We start from the raw sequence: 15,185 nt of genomic DNA, 5'->3' as shown, positions 1-15,185 counted from the left end.
TTTTAATTGATAAGATTTTATTTAAATTTATACGACACGCCTAAAGAAATCATATACGACCTGATTGTAGACTTACGATCTTTATCATCATTCGCCATATTGATATCCGAAAGTCCATACTGATAATTGTAAGAGCCATATACATCAAACTTTTTGAAAGAATATCCTGCCTGTATCTGCCCTGCTAGCCCATATCCCCATCGATTGAGCTGATTTTCATTCTTCTTGAAATCATAGGTATCCGAAACTTCTGTATAATTGAATTTCCCGTTTTCCTGTAATTCGTTGAATACCGGATACCTCCCTTCTCTTTTCATACGAAGCCAGTAATCCGTATACATTCCTCCGGCAACCTTGATCCACACTCCGGTAGTTTCATGGGGATTGTTCAAAATATAGCCTCCAATCATTAGAGGAAATGTCAAAAAATCATTGGTATAATTTGTATACCATCCCGCCCGGTTTCCCGTTCTCTCAAACCTATAATTCTTTTGCTGGAAGGAAATTCCCGTAGAAACGAAAAGTGATTTCCAAATCATATATTCCCCAGACAGGTTAACTCCGAAACCAGACCTTGCTGTGTACTTCGAATCAACAAGATTAGAAAGATTAGAATGTAATACGCTGTTGGTATACCCTGCATCCAGGCTTACCTTTAATTGATTCTGCCCCATCATTGCCGTTCCTGTACAAATAAACCAAAGGCAAAAGATTTTAAACATTTTCTTTTTCATAGATCTTTTTTAAATTTTTTCATTAGTAAGTAGTTATCTTATTAGGACTTAACATCAATCTTCCTGAAGAATTTGTATCTATTGTTCTTTGAAAAACTATTCATTTATATATTTATCAAACAAAACCATAAATACTTGACATATTCCCATAGTATTATCGTTAAAACTCACAAAATCATTAAAAAAAATCTACGACACATCTACTTCTTAAAAATAACCCACTAATTATCAATTCATTAAAAATCAATGACAATAATATTTTCCTGCCAATTGTAGATGCCAAGAAGTATCATGTAGGAGATGATGTAGAATGTGTGTAGAATAGGTGATGTAGGTAAATAATGGAGATATACCCCCTATTGAGATACCATAATAATTTTATAAAGTAGTTTTCGTTGTAAAGCCCCCATAAAAAACACAATCAACGCGATGGCAACTTGTCCATTTGACCTGGGTGCTGTAAGGGAAACCAAATCGGGATAAGGAAGCGGCCACGCAAAACACAATTTTGATCTCAAAAATCAAAAAAAGAATCGGGCCCTGGCAAATGCCAGGGCCCGATTCTTTTAAAACCATTATTTTAATGGTTGATAGCTGCTAAAAGTTGGGATACTTTTTCAATTTCTTCCATCGTATTGAAATAATGAGGCGATAATCTGATGGCGTGATCCACATTTTTAGAAGTAAAATCAATTAACGCATCACCTTTCTTATTCTCCTTAAAAAACACGTTATTCTCAGTCAGAATTTTATGGATCTTTTCAACGTTTCCATCTGCCTGGCAAAAAGTAATGATACTGCTTAATCTATTTCCTTTATCCAAAACCCTGAAATCACTATTCTGCAGATTAATCCTCAATGTATCTGCCAGTGTGCGATTGTAGTGTTCAATTTTCTCCATTCCTATAGAATTGGCATAGCGTAAAGCTTCTGTAAAACCGAGCAAAGCAGCATAAGGTCTTTCAAAAAGTTCAAATCTCTTGGCTGTATCAATGAGCTGGAAATCATCAAAAGAAGTCCATTGGGCTCCAATACTATCTAGAAACAAAGGATGCATTTTCTGGTTTAATGCTTTGTCTGAAACGTACAAAAAACCGGTTCCTCTTGGTCCGCGCATAAATTTTCGTCCGGTTGCTGTCAGAAAATCACAATTGATTTTTTCAACATCTACCACAATCTGACCTACTGACTGGCAGGCATCTACAAGATAAAGAATATCATACTGTTTACATAGCTTCCCAACTCCTTCTATATTCTGAATTAAACCAGAATTGGTAGGAATATGAGTAACGGCGATTAACTTGGGATAATGTTTTCTGATCAAATTTTCGAAATCTTCAAGATCCAGTTCGTTGTCTGGAAGATTGGCAACTCTGATGATTTCGATTTTATATCTTTTCTTCAAGGAAATAAAAGCAATCTGATTGGATATATAATCATCATTGGTGGTAATAATACAATCTCCTTCTTTGAAAGAAATACTCGATAAAGCCTTAGCATAACCATCCGTAGAGCTGTTTACAAATGCAATATTGGAAGGTTTTGTATGAATAAGTTTCGCAGTCTCTTCGTAAAACTTATTAATCAATTCTGAGTTTCGTGTTGCTGCGGTATATCCTCCAAATTCCTGTTCTTCGTATAAAAACTTAACGGTTGTCTCCACAACGGACTTTGGCATTAATGATGCTCCTGCACTGTTTAAAAATATCTTATCCGAACATCCCGGTGTTTCCTGTCTTATAACCTCTAAATTCATTTTTATCAATCCTTAAGGCAAATTTACATTTAATTTTTTTCTATATAAGTACATGAAAAATCCCGAATTTTCATCCGGGACTCTATTTTTACTCAATGATTTTAATCTAAAACACTCCAACCTCTTTTTGGATTAGTGTTGGTAGAAACTTCCTGCTCATTAACGATAATATTTTCTTTTCTCTGACCGATATAATCAAGTTCGCTCAGTTTTGAAAAAATGATTTCCAGGCTTCTCAACATCTGTTGAATATAAAGCAAAGGCTCGCCGCAATTATGGTGATCATAATTTGTTTCTGCAACAATAGAAAGCTGGTTTAATAAAGTATGAGGAGCAATCTCACTCCATTCTAAACTATAATTCAACATTTCTTCCAATTCTGCAGGTACTAAAAGCTGAGTTGAGTTGTATAAATGAAGAGCCAGTCTTGCAAAAGACTCAATCAAGAATACAGGTGGCTGCCAGGGAGTAATATTTCTGAACTGGAAATACATATCTCCAAAAGTATTCACCATGGTAGTACACAAAAACTTAACGTTTTGTGCCAACGCGGTATTTTGATTTTTATGAGAGGCTTTTTGAATAATTTTAAAGGCATACTGCTGAAGATTTCCGATTGATTTTGCATAGCTGCCGTAATATTCCACCAAAGCCGGATGACTTTGCACAGAAGTACAAGGCGGAATAAAGTTGGAATCTACCTGAGCAATATTTCCTTTTAAATCTACTTTTCCGATGATAAGATAATTCCCTCCTGAATAGCTACTGTTCAAAGAAGTTACAGGAAGTAATTCAATATGGTGATTCGGCTGTGCACTTGGATGACGCGGTGGAATTTCTTCAGGGTCAATATCTCCAAAAGGCACTTTATCAAAAGGGTTTACAGAAATCAGAATATAATATTCTCCATCTGCCTGCTCTTCGTTCATTGATTTTGCCAAAGACTTCACGCTGATTCTCCTGTCTGTAAGCTCAATACGGTATCCTGCCATGGTAACCGCACTGCAACGCTTGATGACAAGCTGTACATCATTGGTTGCTGTATTATGAACATCAAAAATGGTACGATCTGTAAATTCGTTGGAAATAGGCAAAAGTCCGTAGTTATATGTAGTAATTGCAAGAGAATTGGAATCTCTGATCGTATCAATTAAGAAATTATCCTGATCATTAAGGTGTCTCTGGGAAACCTTCATCCCATCCACCCAATTGATTGCAAAATGTTTAATAGGCTGTATCATGTTTAATACTTTTTAGATTTTTTGTGGTTATGATTTTTTTGCGACTCCCTCCTCTTCATGCTGAATAACTCTCTTACAAATCACCACTTCATTTTCAGAAATGCTGTTTGTCGTAATGTCGTGGTCGAAATCTATATATTTTCTAAAACTGAAAAACGATTTTTTAGTGTAGAAGATCCAGTAATACGGCTCATTTCCTTCGTCAGAAAGATGGATAATAGAACCCGGATTTTTGTGGTTATAATCGTCTACTACCCTGTAGAACCAATCTCCGAAAGTAACTCCTGTAGGAAGTGTTTTTGCTTTAATTCTGAAACGGTTAGAATCTTCTAATTTTTTACTCAATTCAACATTCAATACCATTAATCTGTCAAAATCTGCTCCTTCAAAATCAGGCAGTTTCTGCTCGGGTGAATATCTCCATGTCTTATAAATATCAAAAGGAATACTGATAAACTGGATATAACAGTAATAAAATACCATCGGAACCACAAAGATCAGCATACTGGTTGCCGCCATTACAGAATTTCCTAATCCTTTACTCATCCAGTTGAAAATCAGAGTGAAAAGATATCCTCCCAAAGCTATACACGTCAATGAAAGTATAGATTCAAACAAAATACTCATGGAAAGAGATTCAATATGTTTTTTGAAATATCTGTGCAATAAATTCACATGAATAATTCCTAAAATAAGATAAATAACCTGTGCGATAAGATACCAGTACGGATTAAAAAGGTTTCCTGCAAATCCAAAAACTCCCGGAATAGCCAGGCATAAACTGCACAGAAGCACGTATATAATAATCACTTTAATCTTGATCGCAGGTTTATTTCTCCTGATTATACCCAGTATAACCATCATAATAATTGCGATTAAAGGCATTAAGATATACCTTAAAAAAATACCTTTTACTGAAGAAATTTCCATTTGTTTCTTTTCGAATTTATACTTTGTTGGTAATTGTAAATATAATAAAATAATTTAGAGGAATGTAGAGTATCCAAGGCGGCTGGCATTTCTTTCATCATCCTCAAGACTGAATGAATATTCCTCCTTTTCTGTAATAAAATTCTCTTCTACATCCACGGTTACCGGAAGAAAATAGTCATACAGTGATTGAAGTACATTTCTGAACGGACTTCCAGGAATATATTTTTTCATATCTCCATAAGGAATGGGACCAATATTGACGACCCAGTTTCTCTGACCATCCATATGGGGACCGCTTGGAATATAGGTTACCCCTAATCTTGAATTTCCCAATAACATGGAATCATCATTTTTCTCAATCTGATCAATAATATTGGGTGAGAAGGTTACTTTTACCGGTACTTGAAGAAAAGCTGTCATACATCTTTCAAACCATCTTTTATCCCCTCTTATCTGATGGAAAAACGGTAAAATATGCATGAAAATATAAGCACTCTGCTGATCCAGCATTTTGATCATGGGCCAAAGCTCACTTACCGTTTCCAGTAAAGAATCAGTATTGCTTGTGATATCAAATTCCGATTCCTTAAGTAAAGCACTGATCTCCGTAAAAAATACTTCCAATTCAAAAGGACGGAAAAACTTACGGGCATCATCTTCTACCCTTTTCTGTTTCCGGATTTCCCTTACCACAGTATCTACATTCTTTCGGGAAGCCCCAAGAGATGGCGGATGGAACAATCCTTCCGGAAGGTAGTCATAAATACCTTCTCTGTAACTCTCTATAGTAAATACTTCCTCATCGAAGCCTAAATAGCTGCTTGAAATACTCTTAATATCCTTAAGGTAAGCACGGTCGTTCACTCCCACACGCTCTATGAAGATATTGCTTACCGCTCGGTGGTATTTCAAAAGGTTAACAGCCACAGCTTCAGCCTTAAAGTCTGTCTGCAGCTTATTGTAATGCATATCTACAATATTGTTCTCATACATAGTGTTTCCTCTGATTATGACTTGTAAAGATAATATATCTCATAAGTTTGAAAAAATATTTTTACAATAATTTTCTCCTAAAAATAATAATTTATTGACATTAATAGGAATGAACTTCTGCAAATTCCGTGAAAATACGGTAAATACACTGTTTATTTGTTTTTTTTAATTTTAAAACTAATCATTCAGAATCAATCATTTAGAGTTTAAAATTCAAGGTTGTGGTTAAGTTTTTTAGTCCTTATATATTATATATGAAGAGTTTTATGTCATTATCTTCCCTTCTTTCTCTTCTTTTCAAATCTAATAGTATAGCATTTATTTAGATTAAATTTTATTAACATCATCTTATAGAATAAATTCAGGATAATGCATGCTCATTCCGAAAGCTGGACGTATCTTTGCAGCCTGAAAATTGTTATTTAAAATGAAAAGTATTTATTCTAAAATTCTGATTTTAGCATTCATGGCCTCTTCACTTTATTCTTATGCGTGGGGATTAACGGGACACAGGGTTATTGCAGACATTGCACAAAACCATCTTTCCCGTAAAGCAAGAAGAGAGATTAAAAAAATCATGGGAAAAGAACGCCTGGCTTACTGGGCCAATTGGCCGGATTTCATCAAGTCTGATACCACAGGTGCATGGAAGCAGGCTTCATCATGGCATTATGTAAACATTGATCCAATGACGGATTTTAAAGCTTTTGAACAAAACTTAAAAGCACAGGCAGGGCCAAGCCTTTACACTCAGGTAAATACCTTGTCCAGTCAGATTAAAGATAAAAGCACTTCTGAAAAAGACAGAAAGATTGCTTTAATCTTCCTTATCCACATCATGGGAGATCTTGCTCAGCCCCTACACGTAGGAAGAGCGGAAGATTTGGGCGGAAATAAAATTAATGTGACCTATTTCGGAGAAAAAACTAATTTACACTCAGTTTGGGACGGAAAATTAGTGGATTCTCAAAAATACAGCTACACAGAATATTCTAAACTTTTAGATATTAAATCTAAAGAAGAAGTAGCACAGATCCAGTCAGGAACATTGGAAGACTGGTTGTATGATTCTCATAAAATTGCCAACAAGATCTACGCACAGACTCCTAACGACTCTAAGCTATCTTATGACTATCAGTACAAGTTCAATGAAACGATGGAAAGACAGCTTCTATATGGAGGATTGAGACTAGCGAAAGTATTGAACGAGCTTTTCTAAAAAATGGTACGGGTTGCGGGTTTGCGGGATAACCCGACATAACCTAAAATAGTACTTTTAAATATAAAAACGGGACTTCGGTTTCGTTTTTTTTTTTGGTTTAAGATTTAAGGAAGTTATAGGGTTTTCAAATGAATTCTAGCCTTTTGATGATTAATTTACATTTCATTTTTCAAATGAAAACAATCGCATATCATTCAATATCAACAAATTAAATTTATTTGAAAATATAGTAATACGTTTTACATGATTTATTGTACAAAAAAGATTCTACCTTGTGTAACCTTTTTACCTTTTCATACGTATATATTATAGTAACTCTTTTTTGAGGAAAAAATAAATGAGACAATTAAAAATCACTAAGCAGGTTACCAACAGGGAAACTGCTTCATTAGACAAGTATTTGCAGGAAATTGGTAAAGTGGAACTGATCACTGCGGACGAGGAAGTAGAATTGGCACAAAGAATACGTGCAGGCGACAGAGCCGCACTTGAGAAATTAATAAAAGCCAACCTTCGTTTCGTAGTATCCGTATCTAAGCAATACCAAAATCAAGGTCTTTCTTTACCCGATTTGATTAATGAAGGTAACTTAGGATTAATGAAAGCGGCAAAAAGGTACGATGAAACTAGAGGTTTCAAATTTATCTCTTATGCAGTATGGTGGATCCGTCAATCAATCTTACAGGCATTGGCTGAACAGTCAAGAATTGTAAGATTACCGTTGAACAAAATTGGTTCTATCAACAAAATCAATAAAGCATACGCTCACCTTGAGCAAGAAAATGAAAGACCACCTTCTCCGGAAGAATTGGCTGAAGTTCTTGACATGAGCGAGGAAGATATCAAAGAATCTATGAAAAACTCCGGAAGACACCTGTCTATGGATGCGCCTTTAGTAGAAGGTGAAGATTCTAATCTTTATGATGTATTACGTTCAGGAGAATCTCCAAGTCCTGATAAAGATCTGATGCTGGAATCTCTACAAATTGAGATTGAAAGAGCATTGAATACTTTGACTCCGAGAGAGGCTGACCTGGTAAGATTATACTTCGGACTGAACGGAAAACATCCAATGACTTTAGAGGAAATTGGTGAAACTTTCGATCTTACAAGAGAGAGAGTTCGTCAGATCAAAGAAAAAGCAATTAAGAGACTAAAACACAATACCAGAAGCAAGATCCTTAAATCTTACCTGGGTAAATAATTTTAGCGTAAAAACTTTATAGGCGGAGTCTGTTTTCAGACTCTGTTTTTTTATTGTAAATCATCATAAAAAACCCGGAGAAAAATATTCCTCCGGATAATTATGTACCATGAAACTATCGTCAATTTATTTCGGAGACGATATCCCGATTTTCAAAAAAACAAACTACTTTTAATCATTCCTTGTAAGTGTTACCTTGAAGTTTCTTGTTACTGGTCTATTATTGAATATATTTATCGTCGCTGCATCTGGCATATTCACACCATAATTAAATCCATTTGCATTACCACCATCAGCACATGCAACAACTCCTGACCAAGTCAAATAAACTTTATTTTTTGCTGTATGATTAAATGATGGAGTGCTAAAACCACTACTTACAAACCCATTTAGCCCTATAAGTCCAAAGTAGCCATTCGCCGCATTACAATGAACCAAAAAATTTGCGGAAGTAGAGTCGCCGCAGGCATTAGTACATGTAACGGTAAGCTTATATATACCAGCAGGGATACCTGTCAGATATGGAGTATCAGCAAGAGTGGCAATAGCCGCACTATTAGATCTGACCTCACCATAAGTAGATGAACCTGATGACTTCACTAAAACACCAGTAGGATCTACATAAAGAGAAGTTGTAACCGTTCCTGATGCAGCCTGGTTAATAGTTCTTATTCTCGCAGTCCCGTTAACATCAAGAGTATTTGTTGGAACCGTTGTCCCAATTCCCACAGCTCCAGTAGGAGTTACAGCAAAATCATTAGTCTGTTGAGCTGCAGACGGAGCTCCTGTAGCAGGATTATCTTTTCCACCATCTACATGGAAAGCTGCTTGGGGGTTTGCAGTATTAACGCCAACCTGAGAATATGCTAATGACGAAGCCAGAGAGCATATAAGGATAATTTTTTTTTTCATTCTTAAAAGTGTTTGTAAAATAAACTTCTCTATATCTCAAAAAATTTAGAGACTGTGCAATATTACAATTACAATAAGTTTCAGCCCAAAAATCAACTACAACATATCTACAACATTAGTAATAAATAATGATACAAAAAAACTCTTTTCTGCTTATTATCAGTTATTTAAGAAAAATAAAATCTTTGAGATAAATGGAAGTAACATTTTAGGAAAAGTGGATATCATCCTTAATTTTAACCATAAAGATTCCGACTTACATTCTATTTTATAAGCTTATGTAACATTTTTTAAAGTTTGTTCAACTAATTAAAATCATATCCTAATATCATCTGTGATAAAATTGAAATGATTAATTTTAGTTGCCTTGATATACTGCTGATTATCAAACAAAACATGCTATGAAAAAAATACTTTTCGCATCTACCCTTGCATTATCTCTACTTTCCTGCAGAGAAAATAAAGCCCGGCAAGCACCCACTGTAGAAAATGCGGTTGACAATGCTGAATCTTCAGTCTCCAGTTCTATTAAGAAAAACACCCGATATTCTGGCGGTGGAAATCTTGTTTATGAAATCTATCAGGAGCTTATCAAAAATAACAAAGCTTTACAGGAACTTGATACCAGAATAGAAAACATTCATAAGGAAACCGATACCGTGCTTTCAGAATATGATGACATTCTTGGAAAATCAGAAACATACTATAATGATGCAACCGCATTGTCAAATTCAATAACAGACTCTATTACCAAAAAACAGATTGAAAAAGAGATCAAAGAAAGTTCTGAAAAATATGATGCAAAAACTCAAAGTATTAAAGATCTCATCAGCAAAATAAAAGCAAACAAGGCAGCTCTTTATAATGAATATATCGTGTTCAAAATCAGAAAAACGCTTCCTGAAATTGAGAAGTATCAAAATGCTCATCCCTTAAAAACAGACAGCCTCAATCAATTCATCAATAAACAGAATAAATTACTGGAAGAATTGAAAAAATTAAAATAAATACCATTACACCTCATGAAATATACTATCCAATGGCTGACAGATAAAAGCCGCGTGAAAGAGCTTGTAGACTTTTTTATTACCCATAAAACAGATTCTTATATTTCTCATGGCGAAATGATGTCTGGAAGAGCTATAGATTCTCATCACTGGAATCCCGATCTTGAAGTGATTCTTACAGAACAATTAATTTCCGATTTTAATTCTGATGGAAGTTCCAAGCTCAATATTCTGATTGCTGAAAATGAGAATGGAGAAATTGTGGGAATGATAGTTTTCAATGTGATCAACAGCCCTTTTAAAAAGTATGCAATTCTGGAGGATATGCTTCTGGATCAGTCTGTAAGAGGACAGTCTCTTGGAAGTACTCTTTTGGAAAAAGCCATTCATGAATCTAAAAACTGGAATATCAGCTTTATTCTATTAGAAAGCGGAGTCAACAATCATGGTGCTCACAACTTTTTCAGCAGATATGGCTTCAAAAAAGTATCGGAGAGTTATATTTTAACATTATAAATTAAAATAGGAAGGTCAAAAATTTATCATCATAAAGTACCCACTAAAAATGTCATAAACAATAACAAAATTTTCCAAAAAATAAATTTAATGAACACCATTTCAATCGTTGGAGCCGGAATTGGCGGACTTACTCTCGGAAATGTATTGAAGCAGCATCAACATGATTTTACGATCTACGAATCTGCTCCAGAAATAAAACCTGTAGGAGCAGGAATTATGATGGCAGTCAATGCAATGCAGGTCTTTGATAGGTTAGGATTAAAGGAAAAAATTGAGAAAGCAGGCAATAAGGTTCACAGGATTATTATCGCAGATGAATCTATGCGACCTATTTCAAAAACAGAAATTTTAAAACTGGAAACTCAGTACAACTCTTGTAATGTTGCTATTCACCGGGCTGAACTTCAGAAAATTCTGGCTGAAAATTTAAACCCGGATTCAATACAATTAAACCATTCTTTACAAAAAATAAGAAAAGAGGAAAACTATATTTTAGATTTTGAAAATGGAAATTAGATTGAAAGTACAATTGTTTTTGGAGCAGATGGCATCAAATCTCCTATCCGCAATCAGATCATGAAAACGGGTGTTATACGGAACTCCGGACAGAAATGCTGGCGTGGTCTTGTAGATTTTGATCTGCCAGAAAAACACCATCAGGAAGCTTTTGAAATGTGGGGAAAAGGAAAGCGTTTCGGATTTGTGAAAATTTCCGATAAAAAAGTCTACTGGTATGCCTGCGTCAACGAAAAAAGTTTCGAAAGTTATCGGGAAATTACAGATATTTTCAAGGATTTTGATTCTTTGGCTTTAAAAATTATTGAAGCTACAGCCAATGATAATATTATCTGCAATACGATTTCCGACCTCACTTCTATCCCTCAATGGCATTCTGAAAATCTTTGCCTGATTGGAGATGCTGCCCATGCTACAACTCCCAATATGGGACAGGGTGCCTGCCAGGCCATTGAAGATGCTTATATCATTGGAAAATTGCTGGATAATCATCAGGATTTCAAAACCGTATTTGAAAAATTTCAAAGCATCAGAAGAAAGAAAGTAGATTATATTGTCAATACAAGCCGGAGCATTGGAAAGGTTTCTCAATGGGAAAAAGGCAATTCACTCCGTAATTTTCTAATGAGACTCATTCCGGAAAGCATACACCAAAAAATGGCTAAAAAGATCATAGAACTGGAAATGTAGAAATTCAATGTAAAGAAATAAAAATTTTTAAAAATTATATTCGATGTATCACTAACAACAAAAATTAAAAACATGAAAAAATTTTTTTATGTACTGCTCCTACTTATAGGAGCTCATACGGTACGAGCACAGGAGGTCCCGATACTGGACAGAGGGTTATTTTTTGGTAACCCGGAAATTGCCGGAGGACAGTTGAGTCCGGATGGAAAATGGATTTCCTTTACAAAAGAATACGAAGGAATTATGAATATCTGGGTAAAAAAAATTGATGAGCCTTTTTGAGAAAGCACGTCCCTTAACAAACAGCAAACGTCCGTTAAATGGCTATTTCTGGACAGAGGACGGGAAATATATTCTGTATGTAAAAGATAATAATGGTGATGAAAACATGAATATTTTTGCTGTAGATCCTATGGCAAAAGTAACAAAAGGAGTTCCTGAATCTAGGAATATAACACCGCTTAAAGAGGTCACTGCACAGATTTACTTAGCAAGCAGAAAGGATCCGGATCTCTTGATGGTGGGATTGAATAACCGCGATAAAGCATGGCATGATTTATACTCACTGAAAATTTCTACAGGTGAAATGAAAAAGATCTACGAGAATAAAGACCGCATCACAAGTTATGAATTTGACTGGGATGAAAAGTTAAGAGTTCTTTCCAAGACTGATGATAAAGGGACTACCCAGTTCTTTTACAAAGAAGGTGATAAACTGTCTCCTATTTACGAAACATTAGTAACAGAAAGCGCCTATATCTCAAACTGGAACGAGGATAATTCCAAATTTTATCTGGTAACCAATAAGGGAGACCTGGATAAGTCTACCTTATTCCTGATGGACCCGAAAACTAAACAGATCACTAAGATAGAAAGTGATCCTAAAGATAAAGTAGATTTCGGAGGACTGTTTCTAGACAGAAATACAAGAAAAATGATCTATACCTCTTACACAGGAGATAAAACCGAATATTACTGGAAAGATAAAACATGGGAAGCTAATTATAAATTCCTGCAAAGTAAATTCCCGGGAAGAGAGGTTGGTTTTGCAAGCTCTACCAATGATTATTCTAAGTTTCTGATTTCTGTAGGCGGAGATAAATATGCTTCTGAAGCCTATTTCTTTGATGCCAAAACAAAGGAATTGATCTTCCAGTATACTCCAAGAACAGAATTAAAAAAAGTTGAAAAGTATCTTGCTGCAATGACTCCTATCAGCTATAAAAGCAGTGATGGTCTTGAAATTCCGGCTTATCTGACATTACCTGTAGGATCTACAGGAAAGAATGTTCCTGTGGTTGTTTTTGTACACGGAGGTCCAAAAGGTCCGAGAGATTATTGGGGCTATAACTCGGCTGTACAATTTTTAGCCAACAGAGGATATGCTGTGCTGCAACCCAATTTCAGAGCTAGCGGCGGATATGGTAAAAAATTCCAGAATGGTGGTGATCTTCAATGGGGAAAGCTCATGCAGGATGACATTACATGGGGCGTAAAATACCTCATAGATCAAGGAATTGCAGATAAAAACAAAGTGGTGATTATGGGAGGAAGCTATGGTGGATATGCAACACTGGCAGGTTTAGCTTTCACTCCGGATGTATATGCTGCCGGAGTAGACATTGTAGGACCAAGTAACCTATTTACTCTACTCGATTCTGTTCCTGCTTACTGGGAAGCTGCACGTGCTTTCCTTTATGGTATGGTAGGTGATCCAAAGACTGAAGAAGGTAAAAAACGCATGCATGATGCAAGCCCCCTATTTAGTGTAGATAAAATCAACAAACCATTACTGATTGTTCAGGGCGCTAATGACCCAAGAGTGAAACAGGCTGAAGCAGATCAGATTGTAATCGCTCTTCGTGATAAAGGTAAAAAGGTTAATTATATTCTGGCTGATGATGAAGGTCATGGTTTCCGTAAGCCGATAAACAGCATGGCAATGTATGCCGAAACGGAGAAGTTCCTTTCTGAAGTAATTGGAGGAAGATATCAGAAAGATATGCCTGAAAATGTGGCAAAACGTCTTAAGGAAATGACAGTTGATATTTCAAAAGTGACTTATACCCCTGCAAAAAGTGAAAAAGCTGCAGGAGCTTCTAAATAAAATTTCTGTATTTATAAATAACCTTCCAGGTTATTATAAGCAATAAAAGAGCGGAGCCTGAAAATCAGGCTCCGCTTTTACGTACTTAGAAAGTAATTTTTATTTTCTATTCCTCAATCAATTCTTGTAAGAGTTATTCTATAGTCTCTTGATATATTGGAGTTGTTTACCACATTTAAAGTTGTCGCATTAGGCATTGTTAACGTATAGTTAAATGATGTACCATTACCTCCGTCAGCACAAGGAGTAACAGCTGTCCATGTTACAGCTACACTAGCGATACCTGTCTGCGCGTAAAAGTGGGTGCATTAGAAGCAAGAGGCACTAGTCCCGCTGTACCCTTAAGGCCATAATAATTGCCAAAGGAACTAACAGTAATAAAAAATTGTGTTGAAGCGGTATTACCTAATACAAATTACTAGCAATCAATCATTTGTAATATTATTTTCACGATAATTTATAATGCTTAGCATAATTCATTAACCATAACAAAATAAAAAACGTCTCAATTGAGACGTTTTTATTCTGTTTAATAGGTTACAGTAATACCTGTATCCCTGCCTATTTCTTTATCATCGTTTCCGTAAAGGGACAACCATTTTTGAATACTATCCCGGAGTTTTGAGATCTCCGATTGTGCATTAGGTAGTTTCTATTTTCATCAGCAATGTTAGTTAATTCTTGTAAGGGTTATTGAATAATTTTTTGCTATGTTTCCATTGTTTGTCACATTAATTGTATTGGCAGAAGGCATTGACAATGTAAAATTCAGTGCTGCAGAATTGCTTCCATCAGCACAAACAGGAACGCTGGTACTGTTCCAGGTTACAGCAACACTCGTGGAGCTCGTCTGGGTAAAAATTGGGTGATTATTCGCCGTGGCAATGATGAGCCCATCCTGTCCATTAAGCCCATAATAACTGTTAAATGAAGTAGTACTAATAAGAAATTCTACTGAAGCTGAGAATGCACAACCATTACCAGTAGTAACAACAGCCCTATAAACACCATCAGTAACACTGCTAGCGAGCGTTCCAGTGCCACCGCTTGCAACGGTAACAGAGTTGGATCTTACGCCTCCATAAGTTGCTGAAGTAGAGGCTTTCACTACAACACCGGTATTATCTACATAAAGAGGAGATATCACCCCTGTACCTACACCCTGGTTAACAGTTCTTATTCTTGTTGTTCCATTAACATCCAAAGTATTGGTGGGTGCTGGAGTATTAATACCAACTTGGGAAAATACCAATGATGAAATCATCAAAGAGGCAATTAAAAATTGTTTTTTCATGTTTTCTAAATGTGTTAATAAGTATAATAAAATTAATAAAAAATATACAAATTTTAT

The 15,185-nt window shown here is 35.5% G+C and carries 13 protein-coding genes and 1 pseudogene; 7 read left to right on the top strand and 7 right to left on the bottom strand.

Annotated features, from left to right (window positions below):
- Positions 1-17: 17 nt before the first annotated feature.
- The 5 genes from CQ046_RS06590 to CQ046_RS06570 all read right to left on the bottom strand — a co-directional run bounded on the left by CQ046_RS06590 (position 18) and on the right by CQ046_RS06570 (position 5,633).
- Entirely contained in the window at positions 18-734 is a 717-nt protein-coding gene (locus tag CQ046_RS06590; RefSeq protein ID WP_105701481.1) for an outer membrane beta-barrel protein, read from the bottom strand.
- 580 nt (positions 735-1,314) lie between these two features.
- Positions 1,315-2,490 (bottom strand): aminotransferase class V-fold PLP-dependent enzyme, encoded by a 1,176-nt coding sequence (locus CQ046_RS06585; RefSeq protein WP_228406893.1) that lies wholly within the window; start codon positions 2,488-2,490, stop codon positions 1,315-1,317.
- Positions 2,491-2,591: 101 nt separating this feature from the next.
- Positions 2,592-3,731: a hypothetical protein gene (locus CQ046_RS06580; protein WP_105701479.1), complete on the bottom strand. Its 1,140-nt coding sequence runs from the start codon at positions 3,729-3,731 to the stop codon at positions 2,592-2,594.
- Positions 3,732-3,758: 27 nt separating this feature from the next.
- A complete protein-coding gene (locus tag CQ046_RS06575) occupies positions 3,759-4,661 on the bottom strand; it encodes a TssN family type VI secretion system protein (protein WP_105701478.1) in 903 nt (300 codons plus the stop codon).
- Positions 4,662-4,715: 54 nt separating this feature from the next.
- Positions 4,716-5,633, bottom strand: a complete 918-nt coding sequence (locus CQ046_RS06570; protein WP_228406892.1) for a type VI secretion system baseplate subunit TssG — start codon at positions 5,631-5,633, stop codon at positions 4,716-4,718.
- Between the two features lie 451 nt (positions 5,634-6,084).
- Here CQ046_RS06570 and CQ046_RS06565 point away from each other — a divergent pair, with 451 nt between their 5' ends.
- Both CQ046_RS06565 and CQ046_RS06560 read left to right on the top strand, forming a co-directional pair.
- Positions 6,085-6,876 (top strand): S1/P1 nuclease, encoded by a 792-nt coding sequence (locus tag CQ046_RS06565; RefSeq protein ID WP_105701476.1) that lies wholly within the window; start codon positions 6,085-6,087, stop codon positions 6,874-6,876.
- Positions 6,877-7,216: 340 nt separating this feature from the next.
- Positions 7,217-8,083 (top strand): RNA polymerase sigma factor RpoD/SigA, encoded by an 867-nt coding sequence (locus CQ046_RS06560; RefSeq protein ID WP_002979276.1) that lies wholly within the window; start codon positions 7,217-7,219, stop codon positions 8,081-8,083.
- 171 nt (positions 8,084-8,254) lie between these two features.
- On the opposite strand, the gene CQ046_RS06555 is transcribed toward CQ046_RS06560, so the two are convergent.
- Positions 8,255-8,995 (bottom strand): hypothetical protein, encoded by a 741-nt coding sequence (locus tag CQ046_RS06555; RefSeq protein ID WP_105701475.1) that lies wholly within the window; start codon positions 8,993-8,995, stop codon positions 8,255-8,257.
- 401 nt (positions 8,996-9,396) lie between these two features.
- Here CQ046_RS06555 and CQ046_RS06550 point away from each other — a divergent pair, with 401 nt between their 5' ends.
- The 5 genes and pseudogenes from CQ046_RS06550 (at position 9,397) to CQ046_RS06530 (ending at position 13,834) form a co-directional block, all read left to right on the top strand.
- The gene (locus CQ046_RS06550; protein WP_105701474.1) at positions 9,397-10,002 is read left to right on the top strand and encodes a hypothetical protein; all 606 of its coding nucleotides are present in this window, start codon (positions 9,397-9,399) and stop codon (positions 10,000-10,002) included.
- Between the two features lie 15 nt (positions 10,003-10,017).
- Positions 10,018-10,518, top strand: a complete 501-nt coding sequence (locus tag CQ046_RS06545; RefSeq protein ID WP_105701473.1) for a GNAT family N-acetyltransferase — start codon at positions 10,018-10,020, stop codon at positions 10,516-10,518.
- Positions 10,519-10,608: 90 nt separating this feature from the next.
- Positions 10,609-11,727: pseudogene (locus CQ046_RS23850) on the top strand (FAD-dependent monooxygenase).
- 72 nt (positions 11,728-11,799) lie between these two features.
- Positions 11,800-12,009, top strand: a complete 210-nt coding sequence (locus CQ046_RS23845; protein ID WP_228406891.1) for a hypothetical protein — start codon at positions 11,800-11,802, stop codon at positions 12,007-12,009.
- Entirely contained in the window at positions 11,996-13,834 is a 1,839-nt protein-coding gene (locus CQ046_RS06530; protein ID WP_228406890.1) for an alpha/beta hydrolase family protein, read from the top strand. Before CQ046_RS23845 ends, CQ046_RS06530 begins: the two co-directional genes overlap by 14 nt.
- A gap of 670 nt (positions 13,835-14,504) precedes the next feature.
- Here CQ046_RS06530 and CQ046_RS06525 read toward each other — a convergent pair.
- Positions 14,505-15,128, bottom strand: coding sequence for a hypothetical protein (locus CQ046_RS06525; protein WP_105701470.1), 624 nt, complete (start codon positions 15,126-15,128; stop codon positions 14,505-14,507).
- Positions 15,129-15,185: the final 57 nt, after the last annotated feature.

It is taken from the genome of Chryseobacterium sp. MYb7 (assembly GCF_002979455.1).
Taxonomy (GTDB): Bacteria; Bacteroidota; Bacteroidia; order Flavobacteriales; family Weeksellaceae; genus Chryseobacterium.
This window is presented reverse-complemented; position numbering and strand designations above follow the sequence as displayed.

Coding starts and splice junctions, on each gene's coding strand:
- CQ046_RS06590 (WP_105701481.1), bottom strand. CDS start 734: ATGAAAAAGAAAATGTTTAAAATCTTTTGCCTTTGGTTTATTTGTACA.
- CQ046_RS06585 (WP_228406893.1), bottom strand. CDS start 2,490: ATGAATTTAGAGGTTATAAGACAGGAAACACCGGGATGTTCGGATAAG.
- CQ046_RS06580 (WP_105701479.1), bottom strand. CDS start 3,731: ATGATACAGCCTATTAAACATTTTGCAATCAATTGGGTGGATGGGATG.
- CQ046_RS06575 (WP_105701478.1), bottom strand. CDS start 4,661: ATGGAAATTTCTTCAGTAAAAGGTATTTTTTTAAGGTATATCTTAATG.
- CQ046_RS06570 (WP_228406892.1), bottom strand. CDS start 5,633: ATGCATTACAATAAGCTGCAGACAGACTTTAAGGCTGAAGCTGTGGCT.
- CQ046_RS06565 (WP_105701476.1), top strand. CDS start 6,085: ATGAAAAGTATTTATTCTAAAATTCTGATTTTAGCATTCATGGCCTCT.
- CQ046_RS06560 (WP_002979276.1), top strand. CDS start 7,217: ATGAGACAATTAAAAATCACTAAGCAGGTTACCAACAGGGAAACTGCT.
- CQ046_RS06555 (WP_105701475.1), bottom strand. CDS start 8,995: ATGAAAAAAAAAATTATCCTTATATGCTCTCTGGCTTCGTCATTAGCA.
- CQ046_RS06550 (WP_105701474.1), top strand. CDS start 9,397: ATGAAAAAAATACTTTTCGCATCTACCCTTGCATTATCTCTACTTTCC.
- CQ046_RS06545 (WP_105701473.1), top strand. CDS start 10,018: ATGAAATATACTATCCAATGGCTGACAGATAAAAGCCGCGTGAAAGAG.
- CQ046_RS23845 (WP_228406891.1), top strand. CDS start 11,800: ATGAAAAAATTTTTTTATGTACTGCTCCTACTTATAGGAGCTCATACG.
- CQ046_RS06530 (WP_228406890.1), top strand. CDS start 11,996: ATGAGCCTTTTTGAGAAAGCACGTCCCTTAACAAACAGCAAACGTCCG.
- CQ046_RS06525 (WP_105701470.1), bottom strand. CDS start 15,128: ATGAAAAAACAATTTTTAATTGCCTCTTTGATGATTTCATCATTGGTA.